18 protein-coding genes are annotated in these 20,741 nt (G+C 66.5%); 17 read left to right on the forward strand and 1 reads right to left on the reverse strand.

Annotated elements, in window-relative coordinates; genetic code table 11:
* The first annotated feature begins 158 nt into the window (after positions 1–158).
* The 15 genes from WS89_RS10185 (at position 159) to WS89_RS10255 (ending at position 17,094) form a co-directional block, all read left to right on the forward strand.
* Positions 159–1,181 (forward strand): helix-turn-helix domain-containing protein, encoded by a 1,023-nt coding sequence (locus tag WS89_RS10185; protein ID WP_059504924.1) that lies wholly within the window; start codon positions 159–161, stop codon positions 1,179–1,181.
* 112 nt (positions 1,182–1,293) lie between these two features.
* On the forward strand, positions 1,294–2,598 hold the full coding sequence (gene ispG / locus WS89_RS10190; protein WP_034207441.1) for a flavodoxin-dependent (E)-4-hydroxy-3-methylbut-2-enyl-diphosphate synthase: 1,305 nt from the start codon (positions 1,294–1,296) through the stop codon (positions 2,596–2,598).
* A gap of 20 nt (positions 2,599–2,618) precedes the next feature.
* Positions 2,619–3,959 (forward strand): histidine--tRNA ligase, encoded by a 1,341-nt coding sequence (hisS, locus tag WS89_RS10195; protein ID WP_059790772.1) that lies wholly within the window; start codon positions 2,619–2,621, stop codon positions 3,957–3,959.
* A gap of 55 nt (positions 3,960–4,014) precedes the next feature.
* The gene (locus WS89_RS10200) at positions 4,015–4,644 is read left to right on the forward strand and encodes a tetratricopeptide repeat protein (protein WP_059504921.1); all 630 of its coding nucleotides are present in this window, start codon (positions 4,015–4,017) and stop codon (positions 4,642–4,644) included.
* Between the two features lie 41 nt (positions 4,645–4,685).
* The gene (gene bamB, locus WS89_RS10205) at positions 4,686–5,831 is read left to right on the forward strand and encodes an outer membrane protein assembly factor BamB (RefSeq protein ID WP_059504919.1); all 1,146 of its coding nucleotides are present in this window, start codon (positions 4,686–4,688) and stop codon (positions 5,829–5,831) included.
* Positions 5,832–6,078: 247 nt separating this feature from the next.
* Complete coding sequence (der, locus tag WS89_RS10210; RefSeq protein WP_052100298.1) at positions 6,079–7,416, forward strand: ribosome biogenesis GTPase Der; 1,338 nt, start codon at positions 6,079–6,081, stop codon at positions 7,414–7,416.
* 141 nt (positions 7,417–7,557) lie between these two features.
* Positions 7,558–7,797, forward strand: coding sequence for an RNA chaperone Hfq (gene hfq / locus WS89_RS10215; protein WP_006399927.1), 240 nt, complete (start codon positions 7,558–7,560; stop codon positions 7,795–7,797).
* Between the two features lie 72 nt (positions 7,798–7,869).
* Entirely contained in the window at positions 7,870–9,042 is a 1,173-nt protein-coding gene (gene hflX, locus WS89_RS10220; RefSeq protein WP_179949341.1) for a GTPase HflX, read from the forward strand.
* Positions 9,043–9,089: 47 nt separating this feature from the next.
* Positions 9,090–10,436 (forward strand): FtsH protease activity modulator HflK, encoded by a 1,347-nt coding sequence (hflK, locus tag WS89_RS10225; protein ID WP_059504915.1) that lies wholly within the window; start codon positions 9,090–9,092, stop codon positions 10,434–10,436.
* A gap of 15 nt (positions 10,437–10,451) precedes the next feature.
* The gene (hflC, locus tag WS89_RS10230; protein WP_059790775.1) at positions 10,452–11,351 is read left to right on the forward strand and encodes a protease modulator HflC; all 900 of its coding nucleotides are present in this window, start codon (positions 10,452–10,454) and stop codon (positions 11,349–11,351) included.
* 36 nt (positions 11,352–11,387) lie between these two features.
* Positions 11,388–11,579, forward strand: a complete 192-nt coding sequence (locus tag WS89_RS10235; protein ID WP_034207433.1) for a DUF2065 domain-containing protein — start codon at positions 11,388–11,390, stop codon at positions 11,577–11,579.
* A 113-nt stretch (positions 11,580–11,692) separates the two neighbouring features.
* Entirely contained in the window at positions 11,693–12,841 is a 1,149-nt protein-coding gene (locus WS89_RS10240; protein WP_006496416.1) for an ATP phosphoribosyltransferase regulatory subunit, read from the forward strand.
* Between the two features lie 113 nt (positions 12,842–12,954).
* Entirely contained in the window at positions 12,955–14,301 is a 1,347-nt protein-coding gene (locus WS89_RS10245) for an adenylosuccinate synthase (protein ID WP_059504911.1), read from the forward strand.
* A 7-nt stretch (positions 14,302–14,308) separates the two neighbouring features.
* On the forward strand, positions 14,309–14,905 hold the full coding sequence (locus WS89_RS10250; RefSeq protein WP_006485899.1) for a phosphoribosyltransferase: 597 nt from the start codon (positions 14,309–14,311) through the stop codon (positions 14,903–14,905).
* 272 nt (positions 14,906–15,177) lie between these two features.
* Positions 15,178–17,094: a potassium transporter Kup gene (locus WS89_RS10255; protein WP_034207430.1), complete on the forward strand. Its 1,917-nt coding sequence runs from the start codon at positions 15,178–15,180 to the stop codon at positions 17,092–17,094.
* Between the two features lie 111 nt (positions 17,095–17,205).
* Here WS89_RS10255 and WS89_RS10260 read toward each other — a convergent pair whose 3' ends face one another.
* Complete coding sequence (locus WS89_RS10260; protein WP_059790776.1) at positions 17,206–19,530, reverse strand: Tex family protein; 2,325 nt, start codon at positions 19,528–19,530, stop codon at positions 17,206–17,208.
* Positions 19,531–19,690: 160 nt separating this feature from the next.
* Here WS89_RS10260 and WS89_RS10265 point away from each other — a divergent pair, with 160 nt between their 5' ends.
* A complete protein-coding gene (locus WS89_RS10265) occupies positions 19,691–20,440 on the forward strand; it encodes a hypothetical protein (protein ID WP_059790779.1) in 750 nt (249 codons plus the stop codon).
* 76 nt (positions 20,441–20,516) lie between these two features.
* A complete protein-coding gene (locus WS89_RS10270; protein WP_006478692.1) occupies positions 20,517–20,732 on the forward strand; it encodes a YdcH family protein in 216 nt (71 codons plus the stop codon).
* Positions 20,733–20,741: the final 9 nt, after the last annotated feature.

Consider the following 20,741-nt stretch of genomic DNA (forward strand, 5'->3'; position numbering starts at 1 on the left):
GCGCCTGGCCGGGGTGCCCGAACCCTTTGGCGGTGCAACACGCGAATAGCGATCGGTCGCGGCGCCTCGGCGCCGCGCATGGTATGAACCGTTGCGGATGCCGGCCGGCGGGAGCCGGCGGCAGCCGCCAGTGAAGAAGAATCGACGCGAGGACAAGGATGAGTGAGCCGCAGCCGTCTAACGGCGCAGAGACGAATGCCGCGAAGCCGGCACCGGCGGGACTGGAATCGCTGGCGGCGGTCGGCAGCCGGCTGGCGCAGCTTCGGGAGGCGAAGGGCTGGTCGGTCGACGACGTGTCGGCGCGACTCAAGGTCGCACCGCAAAAGCTCCGGGCGCTCGAGGCCGGCGACATCAGCCATTTGCCCGGCGTGACGTTCGCGCTCGGGGTCGTGCGCAGCTACGCGAAGATGCTCGGCGTCGATCCAGAGCCGTTCGCGCAGGCATTGCGCCGCGAGCGCGGGGTGCCGGAAGTCGACCTGTCGATGCCTGCGTCGTCGGGCACGGATCTGCCGCGCGGCCGCGTGTCGATTCCGCTGGGCGGCTCGTCGCGCCACCATCCGTGGCTGTGGGGAACGGGGATCGTCATCGTCGCGGTGGTCGCCGTACTGATGTGGCACACTGGCGGCGATTCGTCGAGTCTGCTCGCACGCTTGAAGGGCGGCGACGCCGAGCATGCGTCGGCCGCGAGCGCGGCGGCGGCATCGTCGTCTGCCGAAGAAGCGGCCGCGACCGGCGCGTCGGCGGCGGTGGCGAATGAGGTTCCGGCCCCGGCTGCCGCATCGGCATCGGCTGCCCCGGCGCAGCCGATTGCGTCGGCTGTTCCGGCGCCTGCGGCCCCGGTCGCGACGGCTGCCGCATCGCAGCCGGTGGCGGCAACGGCGGCGGCAAGCACGGCCGCGCCGGCCCAGCCGGCGAGCGTCGTGGTGGCGGCAGGCCAGTCGATGGTCGAACTGAAGGTCAAGCAGGATTGCTGGTTCAGCGTGCGCGACAAGAACGGCAAGGAGCTGTTCTCGGCGCTGGTGCGTGCCGGCGAAACGAAGCAGGTTGCCGGTGACGGGCCGTTCAAGGTCACGATCGGCAACAAGGCCGGTCTCGACGCGGTTGCGTTCGACGGAAAACCGGTCGATCCGGCAAAATATTCGGCAGCGCGGGGTAACGTGGCGCGGTTCACGTTGCCCTGACGTCAAGCGCCGTGGCGAAGGCCTGCCGTCGATATCGGCAGGCCGTGAGGGCACGGCGCTTTTTCAATTCATGCGCCGCGTCGCGGCGCATTCCGCGTAAATGGATCTATCGATGCAATCCGAAGCTCAATCCCCACGCAGCAGTCAGATTTGTTCAACCGAACCGGTGTTCGGCGGGCATCAGCCGCGCCGTGTATCGCATGCGGTGGATGTCCGCTGGGGCGGGCAACTCGTGACGATCGGCGGCGACGCGCCGGTGCGCGTGCAGTCGATGACGAATACCGACACGGCCGATGCGATCGGCACGGCGATCCAGATCAAGGAACTCGCGAACGCGGGCTCCGAACTGGTGCGCATCACGGTCAACACGCCGGAGGCCGCGGCCGCCGTGCCGGCGATTCGCGAGCAGCTCGACCGGATGGGCGTGACCGTGCCGCTCGTCGGCGATTTCCACTACAACGGCCACCTGCTGCTGCGTGACTACCCGGGCTGCGCGGAGTCGCTGTCGAAGTACCGGATCAACCCCGGTAACGTCGGTCAGGGCGCGAAGCGCGACACGCAGTTCGCGCAGATGATCGAAGCTGCGGCGAAGTACGACAAGCCGGTGCGGATCGGCGTGAACTGGGGCAGCCTCGACCAGGATCTGCTCGCACGCATGATGGACGAGAACGGTGCGCGCGCGCAGCCGTGGGACGCGCAGAGCGTGATGTACGAGGCGCTGATCCAGTCGGCGATCGGCTCGGCCGAACGCGCGGTGGAGCTTGGCCTCGGCCGCGACCGCATCGTGCTGTCGTGCAAGGTCAGCGGCGTGCAGGACCTGATCGCCGTGTACCGCGAACTCGGCCGCCGCTGCGGCTTCGCGCTGCATCTCGGGCTGACCGAGGCCGGCATGGGCTCGAAGGGAATCGTCGCGTCGACGGCGGCGCTCGGCGTGCTGCTGCAGGAAGGGATCGGCGACACGATCCGCATTTCGCTGACGCCGGAGCCGGGCGCGCCGCGCACGGGCGAAGTGATCGTCGGCCAGGAAATCCTCCAGACGATGGGCCTGCGCTCGTTCGCGCCGATGGTGATCGCATGCCCGGGCTGCGGCCGCACGACGAGCACGCTGTTCCAGGAACTCGCGATGCAGATCCAGACGTATCTGCGCGAGCAGATGCCGGTGTGGCGCAAGGAATATCCGGGCGTCGAGAAGATGAACGTCGCGGTGATGGGCTGCATCGTCAACGGCCCGGGCGAATCGAAGCACGCGAACATCGGCATCAGCCTGCCGGGTTCGGGCGAGAACCCGGCCGCGCCCGTCTTCATCGACGGCGAGAAGGTCAAGACGCTGCGCGGCGAGCGGATCGCCGAGGAATTCCAGCAGATCGTCAGCGACTACGTCGCGCGCAATTACGGCCGCACCGAGGCCCTGAACTAATTCGTCCACACACACGAACGATGACTGAACAGAAACGCAAGATCGAGAAGCTCACCGGCGTCAAAGGCATGAACGACATCCTTCCGCAGGATGCCGGCCTGTGGGAATTCTTCGAAGCTACCGTGAAATCGCTGCTGCGCGCGTACGGCTATCAGAACATCCGCACGCCGATCGTCGAGCACACGCAGCTCTTCACGCGCGGCATCGGCGAAGTCACCGACATCGTCGAGAAGGAGATGTACAGCTTTACCGACGCGCTGAACGGCGAACACCTGACGATGCGTCCGGAGAACACCGCGGCCGTCGTGCGCGCGGCGATCGAGCACAACATGCTGTACGACGGCCCGAAGCGCCTGTGGTACATCGGCCCGATGTTCCGTCACGAGCGTCCGCAGCGCGGCCGCTACCGGCAGTTCCATCAGGTCGGCGTCGAGGCGCTCGGCTTTGCGGGCCCCGATGCGGATGCCGAGATCATCATGATGTGCCAGCGCCTGTGGGACGACCTCGGGCTGACCGGCATCAAGCTCGAGATCAACTCGCTCGGTCTCGCCGAAGAGCGCGCCGCGCATCGCGTCGAACTGATCAAGTACCTCGAGCAGCACGTCGACGTGCTGGACGAAGACGCAAAGCGCCGCCTGTATACGAACCCGCTGCGCGTGCTCGACACGAAGAATCCCGCGCTGCAGGAAATCGCGCAGAACGCGCCGAAGCTGATCGACTTCCTCGGTGACGAATCGCGTGCCCACTTCGAAGGGCTGCAGCGCCTGCTGCTCGCGAACAACATTCCGTTCAAGATCAACCCGCGTCTCGTGCGCGGCCTCGATTACTACAACCTGACCGTGTTCGAATGGGTGACCGACAAGCTCGGCGCGCAGGGCACGGTTGCGGCCGGCGGCCGCTACGATCCGCTGATCGAGCAGCTCGGCGGCAAGCCGACCGCCGCGTGCGGCTGGGCGATGGGCATCGAGCGCATCCTCGAGCTGTTGAAGGAAGAGGATCTGGCGCCCGAGCAGGAAGGCGTCGACGTATATGTGGTGCATCAGGGCGAAACCGCGCGCGAACAGGCGTTCATCGCGGCCGAACGCCTGCGCGACACGGGCCTCGACGTGATCTTCCACTGCAGCGCCGACGGCGCGCCGGCGAGTTTCAAGTCGCAGATGAAGCGGGCCGATGCAAGCGGCGCCGCGTTCGCGGTGATCTTCGGCGAAGAAGAGGTCGCGAACGGCACGGTGGGCGTGAAAGCGTTGCGCGGCGCGGGTGCGGAAGGGGAAAAGAACGTTCAGCAGACCGTACCGGTCGAAAGCTTGACCGAATTCCTAATCAATGCGATGGTTGCATCCGCCGAAGACGGCGACGACTGATCGCGCTCGCATTCGCTCGACAAGAAAAGCCTGAACAGGAAGGAATCGCTCGCCGATGAGTTATCACGACGAACAAGAATCGATTGAAAATCTCAAGGCGTGGTGGGCCCGCTGGGGCAACCTCACCACGTGGATCGTGCTCGCGGCACTCGTCGTCGCGGCCGGTTTCAACGGCTGGAATTACTGGCAGCGCCGTCAGGCTGCCGAGGCGTCCGGGCTGTACGAGCAAGTCCAGAAGGCTGCCGCCGCGAACGACAAGGCAACGATGGCCCGCGCGGCTGCCGACATGGAGGACAAGTTCGGCAGCACGCCGTATGCGCAGATGACGGCGCTTGCGGCCGCGAAGACGCTGTACGCGGCCGGCGATGCGGCAGGCGCGAAGGCGCAGCTGCAATGGGCCGTCGATCACGCCAAGGACGACGAGTACAAGCAGATCGCGAAGCTGCGCCTCGCGTCGCTGCTGCTCGACGAGAAGGCGTACGATGCGGGCCTCGCGCTGCTGTCGGGTACGCCGGTCGATGCATTCAAGGGCCTCGTGGCCGATCGCCGCGGCGATCTGCTGGCCGCGCAAGGCAAGACCGACGATGCGCGCGCCGCTTACAAGCTCGCGCTCGACGGCCTGTCGAAGGACGACCAGTCCGCGCGCCAGCTGGTGCAGTTCAAGCTGGACGCGCTCGGCGGCTGAATCCCGGTCCCCTCAACCTCTTAACTCTGCTTCGCTAACCGATGAATTTGCTGAAACGTTACGCTGTGCCCGTTGCCTGCGCGGCGGCTGTCCTCGCTCTGGCGGCTTGCTCGTCGTCGAAGGACGCGCGCCGCGTGCCGACGCCGCTCACCGAGTTCAAGCCTGTCCTGGACGTGCAACAGGTCTGGAAGGCGAGCGTCGGCAAGGGCGGGCGCTACCTGTTCTCGCCGGTAGCCGTGGGCGACGCCGTCTATGCGGCGGGCGAAAACGGTTCGGTCGAGAAGATCGACGCGAAGACGGGCCAGACGCTCTGGCGCTCGAAGGTCGGTTCGGACCTGTCGGCCGGTGTCGGCAGCGATGGCAACCTGACCGCGGTCGGTGCGTTGAAGGGCGGCGTGTTCGTGCTGGGCCCGGACGGCAAGCAGCTGTGGAAGACCAGCGTGCAGGGCGAGATCTTCTCGCCGCCGCTCGTCGGTAACGGTCTCGTGATCGTCCGCACGATCGACGGCCAGGTGATCGCGTTCAACGCGCAGACGGGCGAGCAGAAGTGGGCCTACCGCAACCGTGCGGTGCCGCTGAACCTGCGCGTGTCGGCCGGCATGACGTTCGCGGGCGACGCGGCCGTGCTGGCGGGCTTCCCGGGCGGCGGGCTCGTCGCGATCAACCTGCAGACGGGCGAGCCGTTCTGGCAGACTCCGGTGTCGTTCCCCAAGGGCGTGACCGAGGTCGAGCGCATCAATGACGTCAGCGGCCCGCCGACGCTCGTGGGTGCGCAAGCCTGCGCGGTGACGTTCCAGGGTCAGCTCGGCTGCTTCGATGCGAACTCGGGCCGTCCGCTGTGGGAAAAGCCGTTCTCGAGCCGCAGCGGCCTCGCGCAGGACGATTCGGTGGTCGCCGGCGGCGACGACTGGTCGGTCGTGACCGCATACGACGCGGCCACGGGCAACCAGCTCTGGCGCAACGACAAGCTGAAGAGCCGCGACGTCGGCGTGCCGTACCTGCTCGGGCATGCGGTCGTGATGGGCGATTACAAGGGCTTCGTGCACTTCCTGTCGCGCGAGGACGGCAGCTTCATCGCGCGGATGAAGACCGACGGCAGCGCGATTACGGCGGCGCCGGTCCTCGCGGGCAATACGCTCGTCGTGCAGACGAAGGACGGCGGCCTGTACGGGTTCCGCCCGCGCTGACGCGCAGGAAACCGGCGTGGCCGTGGCGTGGCGGGCGGGTCCCGCGCGCCGCGGCCACGCGACTTGACAGCGGCCGGTGTTCCCGGCCGCTCGGTATTTGAAAGGCAGTTCGAGACGAAAGACGACGGCGCGCAACGCGCGCCGGGCGCGCGCATCCGGCGCGGCGCGAATTCGTGATATTTTCATTCAGCGCAGCCGCCCGCAGCAGCGGGCCTCCCGCTGCTGCGCTTCACCGTAGAAAACACAGATGAAACCGGTCATTGCCCTCGTTGGGCGCCCCAATGTGGGGAAATCCACGCTGTTCAACCGGCTCACGCGCTCGCGCGATGCGCTGGTCGCCGACTTGCCGGGCCTCACGCGCGATCGCCATTACGGCGAAGGGCGCGTCGGCGCGCGGCCGTACCTGGTCGTCGATACCGGCGGCTTCGAGCCCGTCGCGAAGGACGGCATCCTGCACGAAATGGCGCGCCAGACGCGGCAGGCCGTCGAGGAAGCCGACGTCGTCGTGTTCATCGTCGACGGCCGCAACGGGCTCGCGCCGCAGGACAAGTCGATCGCCGACTACCTGCGCAAGACCGGCCGGCCGATCTTCCTGGTCGTCAACAAGGCCGAGGGGATGAAGTACACGGCGGTCGCGACGGATTTCTACGAGCTCGGGCTCGGCGATCCGCGCGCGATCTCGGCCGCGCACGGCGACGGCGTGACCGACATGATCAACGAGGCGCTCGAAGTCGCGTACGCGGGCCAGCCCGAGGAAGCGGACGAGGACGATCCGTCGCGCGGCATCAAGATCGCGATCGTCGGCCGTCCGAACGTCGGCAAGTCGACGCTCGTCAACGCGTTGATCGGCGAAGACCGCGTGATCGCGTTCGACATGCCGGGCACGACGCGCGATTCGATCTACGTCGACTTCGAGCGTAACGGCAAGAAATACACGCTGATCGACACGGCCGGCCTGCGGCGCCGCGGCAAGGTGTTCGAGGCGATCGAGAAGTTCTCGGTCGTGAAGACGCTGCAGTCGATTTCCGACGCGAACGTCGTCATTCTTCTGCTGGATGCGCAGCAGGACATTTCCGACCAGGACGCGCACATCGCCGGCTTCGTCGTCGAGCAGGGCCGCGCGCTCGTGATCGGCGTCAACAAGTGGGATGGCCTCGACGACCACGCGCGCGACCGCGCGAAAGCGGATTTGACCCGCAAGCTGAAATTCCTCGACTTCGCGAAATCGCACTTCATTTCCGCCGCGAAGAAGACGGGTATCGGCGCGCTGATGCGCTCGGTCGACGACGCCTACGCGGCGGCGATGTCGAAGCTGCCGACGCCGAAGCTCACGCGCGCGCTGATCGAGGCCGTCGAATTCCAGCAGCCGCGCCGTCGCGGCCCGGTGCGTCCGAAGCTGCGCTACGCGCACCAGGGCGGCCAGAATCCGCCGATCATCGTGATTCACGGCAACGCGCTCGACGCGGTGACGGAAACCTACAAGCGCTACCTCGAAAACCGATTCCGCGAAACTTTCTCGCTGACCGGGACTCCATTGCGCATAGAGTTCCGTTCGTCGAATAACCCGTACGCGGACAAGGGCTGACGCATGTCCCGCAACGGCCAGGCCGCATGGCCTATGCCCGGGCGGGGCAGGCAAAATCGGCTATAGTGTAGCGATTGGCGCCGGATCTCTTTTTCTTCGTCGCCAATCCAGATCAACCTGCAAAAAAAGATGGAGTACGCCATGAGCAACAAAGGGCAATTGTTACAAGACCCGTTTTTGAACGCACTGCGCAAAGAGCACGTTCCCGTTTCGATCTATCTCGTCAACGGCATCAAGCTTCAAGGGAACATTGAATCGTTCGACCAGTACGTCGTGTTGCTCCGTAATACGGTGACCCAGATGGTTTACAAGCACGCCATCTCGACGGTCGTGCCGGCGCGCCCGGTGAATTTCCACCCGGACGCGGAAGCCTCGTCCTAACCAATTGCAGCGGCCGGCATCCGGTCGCCGCGAGCGACCGATGCCAGCCGCCTTATCTTGACACCCGATAATTTGATCAACGCAGCGCTCGTCGGCATCGATTTCGGCAAGACCGATTTCGAAGCCAGTCTCGAAGAACTCAGTCTTCTCGCCTCCAGCGCGGGGGCCCGTCCCGCCGTCACCCTCACGGGCCGTCGCTCAAGTCCCGACGCCAAGATGTTCATCGGCAGCGGCAAAGCCGAAGAACTGCGGCTTGCGTGCGACGCGCACAACGTCGAAATCGTCATCTTCAACCACGCGCTGGCGCCCGCCCAGCAACGCAATCTGGAGCAGGCGCTTAACAGGCGCGTGGTCGACCGCACGAGCCTCATCCTCGACATCTTCGCGCAGCGTGCCCGCAGCCACGAAGGCAAGCTGCAGGTCGAGCTCGCGCAGCTTCAATACCTGTCGACCCGGCTCATTCGCGCATGGACCCACCTCGAGCGGCAAAAGGGTGGTATCGGCCTGCGCGGCCCCGGCGAAACCCAGCTCGAAACCGACCGCCGCCTGATCGGCGAACGCATCAAGATGCTGAAGTCGCGGCTCGACCGGCTGCGCCGCCAGCACAGCACGCAGCGCCGGCAGCGCGCGCGCAGCGGCACGATGTCGGTGTCGCTCGTCGGCTACACGAACGCGGGCAAGTCGACGCTGTTCAATGCGCTGACGAAAGCGCAGGCGTACGCGGCCGACCAACTGTTCGCGACGCTCGATACGACGTCGCGGCGCGTGTACCTCGGCGACGAGGTCGGGCAGATCGTCGTGTCCGATACGGTCGGGTTCATCCGCGAGCTGCCTCACCAACTCGTCGCGGCGTTCCGCGCGACCCTCGAGGAAACGATCCATGCGGATCTGCTGCTGCATGTGGTCGACGCGTCGAGCGCGGTCAGGCTCGAGCAGATCGAGCAGGTCAACGGCGTGCTGCACGAGATCGGCGCGGACACGATCCGGCAGGTGCTGGTGTTCAACAAGATCGACGCCGTGCCCGAGCTGGCGGCCCGCGGCGACGCGGTCGAGCGGGACGAGTATGGTAATATTTCGCGCGTCTTTTTGAGCGCGCGCACCGGTCAGGGTCTCGATACGTTGCGTGCCGCCATCGCCGAAATCGCCTCCGCGGAACACCTTTCCAGCGCGACGTTGCCCGACGCGCTCGATGGCACGTCCGCTGAATCGCACGAAGACCACACGATTTCCGAACACGGGCGCTAACCGGTCCCGGCCGGTTCGCCGGCGTCCAATCTGGTGAACAAACTCTGGTGAACGAATACAACGAGCGGAGTACCTGGCGGCGGATGCGCGCCTTGCTGTCGATCAACGATCCCCGCTGGGGACGCGGCGAAGGCAATGGCAAGGACGGATCCCGCCCCCGCGCGAACGAATCGAAGCGTCCGCCAGGCGGCGACGGCGACGGTCCGCCCGATCTCGACGAGATGTGGCGCAATTTCAACCGGCGCCTGAGCGGCCTGTTCGGCGGCAAGGGCGGCAACGGCTTCCGTCCCGACAATGGCCGGGCCGCACGGGTCGGCGTCGGCATCGTGATCGGCGTGCTGGTCGCGGTTTATGCGGGAAGCGGGCTGTTCGTCGTGCAGGAAGGCCAGACGGGCGTCGTGCTGCAGCTCGGCAAGGTGTCGGGCACGGTCGGCCAGGGCGTGCACTGGCGCGCACCGTATCCGTTCGCGTCGCACGAGATCGTCGACACGTCGCAGGTCCGCTCGATCGAGATCGGCCGCAATAACGTCGTGCGCCTGGCGAACGTGAAGGAAGCCGCGATGCTGACGCGCGATGCCGACATCGTCGACGTGCGCTTCATCGTGCAGTACCGGATCCGTTCCGCCACCGATTACCTGTTCCGCAGCGTCGATCCCGAGCGCAGCGTGTCGCAGGCCGCGCAGGCCGCGGTGCGCGCGATCGTCGGCACGCGCAGCGCGGCCGACATGCTGAACCAGGACCGCGATGCGCTGCGCGAGCAGCTTTCCAGCGCGATCCAGCGCGATCTCGACCGCTACCAGTCGGGGCTCGAAGTGACGGCCGTCACGATGCAGAGCGTCGCGGCGCCCGAGCAGACCCAGGCCGCCTACGCCGAAGTCGCGAAGGCGCGCGACGAGCGCGAGGCCGCGAAGCGCGCCGCGCAGGCGTATGCGAGCGACCTGCTGCCGAAGGCGCAGGGCGATGCGGCGAAGCTCGTCGACGAAGCGAAGGCGTATGCCGATCGCGTGGTCACGGAAGCCGAGGGCGACGCGGACCGCTTCAAGCAAGTCTATGCGCAGTACTCCAAGGCGCCTGCGGTCATTCGCGAGCGGATGTATCTCGAGACGATGCAGGAAATCTATTCGAACGCGACGAAGGTGTTCGTCGGCAACAAGGGCGGTAACAGCGTCGTGTACCTGCCGCTCGACAAGCTCGTCGAGCAGGGCCGGCAAAACGCCGCGACGTCGGCCGGCGCGTCCGCCGCCGATGCGGCGTCGGCACCGGCGGTCACGGCGCCGTCGGCAGCTGCAGCCGCGCCGGCGAGCGCCGCATCGGCCGCCGCCGCGTCAGGTGTCGACGTGCTGCGATCGCGCGAAGCGTTTCGCAGCCGGTCGCGTGAAGACGATACGAAGTAACGGGGAGCGCAGAACATGAACCGAATCATTGCGCTCGTCGTCGCAATCGTGATTGTCGCCTTCGCGGCATCGTCGACGGTCCTCACCGTCGATCCGCGCCATACGGCCGTGCTGTCGGGCCGCGACGGCACGCAGCCGGAACTCGCGGGCCCCGGCGTCCATTTCAAGCTGCCGCCGCCGCTGCAGACGGCGACGCTGATCGACACGCGCCTGCAATCGCTGGAGTCGTCCGATCCGCTGCAACTGGCAACCGAAGACAAGCACGACCTGCTCGTCGCGTATGCGGTGAAGTACCGGATCAGCGACCCGATGAAATATTTCACCGCGACGGGCGGCGACCCGGCGGCGGCGAGCGAACGACTGTCCGGTACGCTGAAGAGCGCGCTCGGCGATGCATTCGGCAAGCGCGCGCTCGACGATGCCCTCGGCGGCCAGCGCGCGATCGCCGATGCGGCTCGCGATGCGGCGAAGGCGAGCGCGGCCGGTTTCGGCGTCGACGTGGTCGACGTCCAGCTCACGCGTGTCGACCTGCCGGCTGCGCAGACGGACGCCGTCTATCAACGGATGATCGGCGCGTTGCGCGATCAGGCGGCCCAGGTGCGTGCGCAAGGCGCGGCCGACGTCGAGCAGATCAAGGCCGACGCCGAACGCGAGCAGCAGGCCGTGCTCGCGAACGCGTACAAGTCCGCGCAGACGATCAAGGGCGAGGGCGACGCGAAGGCCGCGACGATCGCCGCCGATGCGTTCGGCCGCGATCCGCAGTTCTATCAGTTCTACGCGAGCCTGCGGGCCTACCGGAATACGTTCAAGCGCAACGACATCATCGTCGTCGATCCCGACAGCGAGTTCTTCCGCTTCATGCGCAGCCCGACGGGCGGTGCCGCACCGGCGGCGCCCGCTCCCCGCAAACATTGACCTTGGGGCGCCGCGTCGAGCGGCGCCGTCGCTCGCATGGACCTGGCTGGCTCGTTGTTGCTCGCAGTAGCGCTGATGCTGATCATCGAGGGGGCGTTCCCCTTTGTGTTTCCCGTCGCCTGGCGCGACACGTTTCGTAGAATAGCCGAGCGGCCGCCGCATCATATCCGGATCGGCGGGCTGATCGTGATGGTGCTCGGGCTCGCGCTGTTGCTGCTCGCGACCTGACCGTAGCCCCGATCCGGACGGCGCATCCGCCGTTCGTTCCGCCCGATTTCGAAGTTCCGATTCAACTCGCGGCGCGCGTGTCGCGCGCCGTTTCCCGTCGTAGGACCGTACCGATGTCGACCTGGTTACTTCCCGAGAATATCGCCGACGTACTGCCGTCGGAAGCGCGCAAGATCGAGGAGCTGCGCCGCAGGCTGCTCGACCGCTTCCGTTCGTACGGCTACGAAATGGTGATGCCGCCGTTGCTCGAGTATCTCGAGTCGCTGCTGACGAGCGGCGGCGCCGATCTGCGCCTGCGCACCTTCAAGCTGGTCGACCAGCTGTCGGGCCGCACGCTCGGCCTGCGCGCGGACATCACGCCGCAGGTCGCGCGGATCGACGCGCATCTGTTGAACCGTCAGGGCGTGACGCGTCTCTGCTACGCGGGCCACGTGATGCATACGCGTCCGCGCGGCCTGCACGCGACGCGCGAACAAATCCAGATCGGCGCCGAAATCTACGGCCACGCCGGGCTCGAAGCCGATCTCGAGATCCAGCAACTGATGCTCGACGCGCTGCATCTCGCGGGCCTGTCGCGCATCCGTCTCGACCTCGGCCACGCGGGCGTGCTCGCGGCGCTGCTGGCGCGCGACGCGCAGGCCGCCGAGCGTGGCGAGTCGCTGTACGACGCGCTGTCGGGCAAGGACGTGCCGCTGCTGAACGAACTCACCGACGATCTCGGCGCCGATACGCGCGCCGCGTTGCGCGCGCTGCCGAACCTCTACGGGGACGCGAGCGTGCTCGCCGAGGCGCGCACGCGCCTGCCGGTGCTGCCTGAAATCACACGGGCGCTCGACGATCTCGCGCAGCTCGCGTCGCAGGCGAAGGGCGTCGAAGTCGCGATCGATCTCGCCGACCTGCGCGGCTACGCGTATCACAGCGGCGCGATGTTCAGCGCATACATCGACGGCGTGCCGAACGCGATCGCGCGCGGCGGCCGTTACGACCACGTGGGGCAGGCCTATGGCCGGGCTCGTCCGGCGACCGGCTTCTCGCTCGACCTGCGCGAGCTCGCACGAATCTCGCCGGTCGAGGCGCGCGGCACCGCGATCCTCGCGCCGTGGGCGCAGGACGATGCGTTGGGCGCGGCCGTCGCGGCGCTGCGCGATGCGGGCGAGGTCGTGATCCAGGCGCTGCCGGGCCACGATCACGTGCTCGACGAATTCGCGTGCGATCGTTCGCTCGTCGAGCGCAACGGCGCGTGGGTGGTCGAACCCCGATAAAGAGGTGCTCGCGGGCCGTGCTTCGGCGTGCATATCGTTGAAGCGAAACGGAAAAATTCGGAATCGCCCGCGAACATAGGTAGAATACGTTTTTAACCAGCTAACGAATCAACATGTCTGCCAGCGCAGTGAACGTGACTCCCGGGCGCAATGTCGTCGTCGTGGGAACGCAATGGGGTGATGAAGGCAAGGGCAAGATCGTCGACTGGCTGACGGACCACGCTCAGGGCGTCGTGCGTTTCCAGGGCGGTCACAACGCCGGCCACACCCTCATCATCGGCGGCAAGAAAACGATCTTGCGCCTCATTCCGTCGGGCATCATGCGTGAAGGCGTCGCCTGCTACATCGGCAACGGCGTCGTCCTGTCCCCCGAAGCACTGTTCAAGGAAATCGGCGAGCTCGAAGAAGCCGGCGTGAACGTGCGCGATCGCCTGTTCATCTCCGAAGCCACGACGCTGATCCTGCCGTACCACATCGCGATCGACCAGGCGCGCGAAGCGCGCAAGGGCGCGGGCAAGATCGGTACGACCGGCCGCGGCATCGGCCCTGCGTACGAAGACAAGGTGGGCCGCCGCGCGCTGCGCGTGCAGGATCTGTTCGACGCGAAGACCTTCGCCGATCGCCTGCGCGAAAATCTCGATTTCCACAATTTCGTGCTGACCCAGTATCTGGGCGGCGCGGCCGTCGATTTCCAGGCCACGCTCGACACGATGCTCGGCTATGCCGACCGCCTGAAGCCGATGGTGGCCGACGTGTCGCGCCGCCTGTACGACGCGAACAATGCGGGCCAGAACCTGCTGTTCGAAGGCGCGCAAGGCACGCTGCTCGACATCGACCACGGCACCTATCCGTTCGTCACGTCGAGCAACTGCGTCGCAGGTGCGGCGTCGGCCGGCGCGGGCGTCGGTCCGCAGAAGCTCAACTACATCCTCGGCATCACGAAGGCGTATTGCACGCGCGTCGGTTCGGGTCCGTTCCCGAGCGAACTGTACGATGCGGACAACCCGCAGCGTCAGGACCAGATCGGCGTCACGCTCGCGAACGTCGGCAAGGAATTCGGTTCGGTCACCGGCCGTCCGCGCCGCACCGGCTGGCTCGATGCGGCCGCGCTGCGCCGCTCGATCCAGATCAACGGCGTGTCGGGCCTGTGCATGACGAAGCTCGACGTGCTCGACGGCCTCGACGAAGTCAAGCTGTGCGTCGGCTACCAGGTCGACGGCAAGGACGTCGACATCCTGCCGCGCGGCGCGGTCGATGTCGCGCGTTGCGAACCGGTGTACGAGACGTTCGCCGGCTGGAAGGAAAGCACCGTCGGGATCAATACGTGGGACGCACTGCCGGCGAACGCGCAGGCATACCTCGCCCGCGTCCAGGAAGTGGCTGGCGTGCCGGTCGACATGGTGTCGACGGGCCCGGACCGCGACGAAACGATCCTGCTCCGCCATCCGTTCAAGGTGTAATTCCCAGATGACGCAGCAAATCACGATGACGGCGGCAGACTTGATGACCGATCCGCGCAACGACGACAAGAACCTGTGGGTAGGCTGGGACGAGTATCACCGGCTGATCGAGCTGCTCGCGCTGCAGGTGCACGCCTCGGGCTGGAAGTTCGACCAGATCCTGTGCCTCGCGCGCGGCGGCCTGCGCGTTGGCGACCAGCTGTCGCGCATCTACGACGTGCCGCTCGCGATTCTCGCGACGAGTTCGTACCGGGAAGCGGCCGGCACCGAGCAGGGCGAGCTCGACATCGCGCAGTACATCACGATGACGCGCGGCAACCTGGCGGGCAACGTGCTGCTGGTCGACGATCTCGTCGATTCGGGCGTCACGCTCGCGCGCGTGCAGGAGCACCTGAAGGAGCGCTATCCGTCCGTGACGGCCGTGCGTTCGGCAGTGCTCTGGTACAAGGGTTGCTCGAAGGTCAAGCCCGACTATCACACGCAGTTCCTGCCGACGAATCCGTGGATTCATCAGCCGTTCGAGGAGTGGGATACGGTTCGGCCGCACAACCTCGAGGCGTGGATCAAGCGCGGTCGCGCGCAGCGCGACGGTTCGGGCGCGTAAGCGGCCGGCCGATCGAACGAAAGCCTTGTACGGCGCCGCTTGCGGCGCCGTTTTTCATTGGCGCGCCGGGGCGCCGCGGGGCCGCGCCGCGCACCCGATAGGCAGGCGGCGCGGCCCCGGCTATGATGGCAGCCCTGCCACAGGTCGCGCCGGATTGCATGCGCGGCGTGGATCACGTGGCTCCACGGCAACACGGCAGGGCGGCGTTTCACGAGGGCGCGAGTAGAATAGCGCTCGTTTTGTCCGACCCGGACCCGATTATTACGCTTCATATGAACGACACGACTCACGCGACCGACGCCGCACACGCGCCGCATTCGACGCAACAACACTCGATGCGGGCGCTAGCGATAGCAGCCATCGGCGTCGTGTTCGGCGACATCGGCACCAGTCCGCTGTATTCGCTCAAGGAGGCGTTCAGCCCCGCGCACGGCATTCCGCTGACCGAAGGGTCGATTCTCGGCGTGATCTCGCTGCTGTTCTGGGCCATCGTGCTGGTGGTCGGCGTCAAGTACCTGCTGTTCGTGATGCGGGCGGACAACAACGGCGAAGGCGGCGTGCTCGCGCTGATGGCGCTGTCGCTGCGGCCGCTCGACTCGAAAACCCGTGTCGCGGGCGCGCTGATGGCGCTCGGGATATTCGGCGCGTGCATGTTCTACGGGGACGCGGTGATCACGCCGGCGATCTCGGTGATGTCGGCCGTCGAAGGTCTGGAGATCGCGACGCCGCACCTGTCCCATCTCGTGCTGCCGATCACGATCGTGATCCTGATCGCGCTGTTCTGGATCCAGCGGCACGGAACCGCGCTGGTCGGCAAGCTGTTCGGCCCGATCATGGTGCTGTGGTTCGTCGTGATCGCGGCGCTCGGCGTGTATCACATCGTTCGCGTGCCGGGCATCATCGCGGCGATCAATCCGTATTACGCGGCGTCGTTCATGGCCGACCACCTGCTGCAGGCGTACGTCGTGCTCGGCTCGGTCGTGCTGGTGCTGACCGGTGCGGAAGCGCTCTACGCGGACATGGGCCATTTCGGTGCAAAGCCGATCCGGTTGGCCGCGTACGGGCTCGTGATGCCGTCGCTCGTGCTGAACTACTTCGGCCAGGGCGCGCTGCTGATCCAGAATCCGAAAGCGATCGAAAACCCGTTCTTCCTGCTGGCGCCAGAATGGGGGCTGCTGCCGCTCGTCGTGCTGTCGACGGTCGCGACCGTGATCGCGTCGCAGGCCGTGATCTCCGGCGCGTATTCGCTGACGTCGCAGGCGATCCAGCTCGGCTACGTGCCGCGCATGAAGGTGCTGCATACGTCCGAGCTCGCGATCGGCCAGATCTACGTGCCGGTCGTGAACTGGCTGCTGCTGTTTGTGATCCTCTGTATCGTCGTCGGTTTCAAGAGTTCGGACAACCTCGCGGCCGCGTACGGTATCGCGGTGACGGCGACGATGGTGATCACGACCGTGCTCGCGTGCGTCGTGATGGTGAAAGTGTGGAACTGGAACCGGCTGCTGGTCGGCGCGATCATCGCGGTGTTCCTCGCGATCGACCTCGGCTTTTTCGGCGCGAACCTGCTGAAGGTCGCGCAGGGCGGCTGGTTGCCGCTCGGCATCGGCGCGCTGCTGTTCTTCCTGCTGATGACCTGGTACAAGGGGCGTCACATCGTCAAGGAGCGCACGGCGGCCGACGGTATTCCGCTCGAACCGTTCCTGCAGGGGCTGCTCGCGCATCCGCCGCACCGCGTGTCGGGCACCGCGATCTACCTGACCGGCAACGACAAACTCGTGCCCGTCAGCCTGCTGCACAACCTGAAGCACAACAAGGTGCTGCACGAGCGGACCATTTTCCTGACGTTCGTCACGCGCGACATTCCGTACGTGCGCGACGACAGGCGCCTGAGTTCGCGTGATGCGGGCGGCGGACTGTACATCGTCAAGGCCGAGTACGGCTTTAACGAGACGCCGGACGTGAAGGCCGTGCTCGAGGAATTCGGCCGCACGCACGACATGACGTTCGAGCTGATGGACACGTCGTTCTTCCTCGCGCGCGAAACGGTCGTGCCGACGCATCTGCCCGGCATGTCGATCTGGCGCGAGCGCGTGTTCGCGTGGATGCATCAGAACGCGGCGAAACCGACCGATTTCTTCTCGATTCCGGCGAATCGCGTCGTCGAGCTCGGGACGAAGATCGAGATCTGACGGGCGAGCGGGCCGCGTATGCGGCCCATGCCGAATCGGGCTGCGCGCTTCGCCGAAGTAATAAAAAAACCCGCCTTTCGGCGGGTTTTTTTGTGCGTCGACGCCTTCGACTCAGCGTTTCAGCTTCGCGAATGCCGCGGCCATCGCGCCGGCCGGTTCCGGCTCGCGCGTACGCTGCGGACGGGCTGCGCCGCGCCCCGCGTTGCCGCGATCCTGGCCGCCGCGCGACGACGTGCCGGGTGCTGCCACGTCGTCGTCGAGGCGCATCGTCAGCGCAATGCGCTGGCGCTTCACGTCGACGTCGATCACCTTCACCTTGACGACCTGGCCGGCCTTCACGACTTCGTGCGGATCCTTGATGAACTTCGTCGACATCGCGGACACGTGGACGAGGCCGTCCTGGTGCACGCCGATATCCACGAACGCGCCGAATGCGGCAACGTTCGTCACGACGCCTTCGAGCGTCATGCCCGGCACGAGATCCGAGACCTTCTCGACGCCTTCGCGGAACGTGGCCGTCTTGAATTCCGGGCGTGGATCGCGGCCCGGCTTTTCCAGTTCGGCCAGGATGTCGCGCACGGTCGGCAGGCCGAAACGTTCGTCAACGAATTCCATCGGCGACAGGCCCGCTAGCGCCTCGCGGTTGCCGAGCACGTCGTCGATGCGCTTGTTGATCTTCGCGAGCATCCGTTCGACGACCGGATACGCTTCCGGGTGCACCGACGAGCGGTCGAGCGGATTCTCGCCGCCATTGATGCGCAGGAAGCCGGCGGCCTGTTCGAAGGTCTTGTCGCCGAGGCGCGGCACCTTGCGCAGGTGCTCGCGCGACGGGAACGGGCCGTTCGCGTCGCGATAGTCGACGATGTTGCGCGCGAGCGTCGCGTTCAGGCCCGACACACGGGCGAGCAGCGGGGCCGACGCCGTGTTCGCGTCGACGCCGACCGCGTTCACGCAATCCTCGACGACCGCGTCGAGCGAGCGGGCAAGTTCGCGCTGGTTCACGTCGTGCTGGTACTGGCCGACGCCGATCGCCTTCGGCTCGATTTTCACGAGCTCCGCGAGCGGGTCCTGCAGGCGGCGGGCGATCGACACGGCGCCGCGCAGCGACACGTCGAGTTCCGGGAATTCCTTCGCGGCGAGCTCGGACGCCGAGTAGACCGACGCGCCGGCTTCCGACACGACGATCTTCTGCAGCCGCAGCTCCGGGTGTTTCGCGATCAGTTCGCTCGCGAGCTTGTCGGTTTCGCGCGACGCGGTGCCGTTGCCGATGCTGATCAGTTCGGCCCGCGTCTGCGCGGCGAGGCGCGCGAGTTTCACGATCGAGCCGTCCCAGTCGCGGCGCGGTTCGTGCGGGTAGATCGTGTCGGTCGCGAGCACCTTGCCGGTGCGGTCGACGACCGCGACCTTCACGCCGGTGCGCAGGCCGGGGTCGAGACCGATCACGGCCTTCGGGCCGGCCGGTGCGGCCAGCAGCAGGTCGTTCAGGTTGCGCGCGAAGACGCGGATCGCTTCGGTTTCGGCCGTTTCGCGCAGTTGCGTGAGCAGTTCGTTTTCGATATGCGGCTGCACCTTCACGCGCCAGCACCAGCGGCAGACGTCGGACAGCCATTTGTCGGCCGGGCGATTCTGGTTCGCGATGCCGAAATGGCGCGCGATCATCGCCTCGCCGGGATGCGGCACCTGCGCGTCGAGTTCTTCGCCGAGGCCGAGCTTGATCGTCAGCACGCCCGCGTTGCGGCCGCGGAACAGCGCGAGCGCGCGGTGCGACGGCACGGTCTTGATCGTTTCCGCGTAGTCGTAATAGTCGCGGAATTTCTCGCCTTCCTCGTTTTCCTTGCCCTCCACGACCGCCGACGACACGACGCCCTGGGCGTGCAGGTAGTCGCGCAGCTTGCCGAGCAACTCCGCCGTCTCGCCGAACTGTTCGGACAGGATGTCGCGCGCGCCGTCGAGCGCGGCCTTCACGTCGGCGACGCCCTTGTCGGCATCGACATACGCGGCCGCCTCGGTCTGCGGGTCGAGCAGCGGATTCGCGAGCAGCGCCTGCGCGAGCGGCTCGAGGCCGGCCTCGCGGGCGATCTGCGCACGCGTGCGGCGCTTCGGCTTGTAAGGCAGATAAAGGTCCTCGAGCACCTGCTTGCTGTCGGCCGCGTCGATCGCGGCACGCAGTTCGTCGGTCAGCTTGCCCTGTTCGTCGATGCTCGACAGGATCGCGGCGCGGCGATCCTCGAGCTCGCGCAGGTACAGGAGGCGTTCCTCGAGCTGGCGCAACTGCGTGTCGTCCAGGTTGCCGGTCACTTCCTTGCGGTACCGGGCAATGAACGGAACGGTCGAGCCTTCGTCGAGGAGTTGCACGGCCGCCGCGACCTGGCGCGGCTGGACGGACAGTTCGGTGGCGATGCGCTGTACGATCTTGAGTGCTACGGTTTCCGTCATGTCGTGGATGGTCTGCCTGCTGAAATCGCGGCGCGGGCCGGCAGGCCCGGAGCGGCGGGCTGCCCGGCTGGCCCGCCGGGCCAGAGGCCGCGGGTGAATGAAGCGGGGCATTTTGCCATAAATGGCGGAGCGTCCAGCCGAGGGTGATAGAATTTGACACATGTCCTGCAGCTTTCCTACGACGTTGCCAACTTCCCGCATTTCTCTCGTCGCGCTCGGCGCAGCGCTCGCCGCGGCTTTGTCTGCCGGGCCTTCCGGCGCATTCGCGCAGGCCCAGGGCGCCAGCGCGCCGGACGCCGCCGCGTCCGCGCCCGTTGCAGCCTCCGCCGCCCCGGATTTCGACGCCCGTCAAAAAGTGCTCAATCAACGCTCCGCGGAAAACGATTATCGTTATGCGGTGGCGGAGCACGATTGTTACAGCAAGTTCTTCGTCAACCACTGTCTCGGCAAGGCGCGCGATCAGATGCGCGAGGAGCGCGCGAGCATTCGACAGGAGCAGCTCGCGCTCAACGACGAGCAGCGCGCGGTGCGGGCGCAGCAGCGCGACCAGCAGCAGGCGCTGAAGCAGGCCCGGAACGCGGCGGAAGCGCCGCAGCGGGCGGCGACCGACGCGGCGAACGCGGCTGCATTCCGCGACAAGCAGGAGCAGAATGCACTGAAGCAGGCGCAGCGCGGCGCGGAAGGCCCGCAACGCGCGGCGAACAGGCAGGCATACGACCAGAAGCAGGCGGATTTCCAGCGCAAGCTCGACCAGGCGCACCAGCAGGCGGCGCAGAAGGCGCAGGAGCGGGCGGACAACGCCACGCGCTACGAGCAGAAGCAGAAGGCAGCCGCGCAGCACAAGGCCGATGTCGAGCGGCGTCAGCAGGAAGCGGCCGAGAAGGCCAGGCAGCAACAGCAGGGGCAGTAACGTGTTGAATTGATCGGGCTCAGTCTCGGGCGCGTCGGCACGCCAGCCGTCGCGCTGCTTCGATGAGGAGGCAGGTATGCAAAACCGTCACACGGAACAGCAGCAGGAATTGCACAACCGTTTGGCTGCATTGCAGGAGCAGCACCAGCAGCTCGCTCGGGAGATCGAGCTGAAGGAAGGACACTCCGACATCGACGACATCACGCTGCACCGGCTGAAGAAGGAAAAGCTGGCCGCCAAGGACAAAATCATTTTGCTGCAATCGCAGCTCGAACCGGATAAGCGCGCCTGAGCGCGGCCT

Source organism: Burkholderia sp. MSMB1072 (genome assembly GCF_001524725.1).
In the GTDB taxonomy this organism is placed as follows: Bacteria; Pseudomonadota; Gammaproteobacteria; order Burkholderiales; family Burkholderiaceae; genus Burkholderia.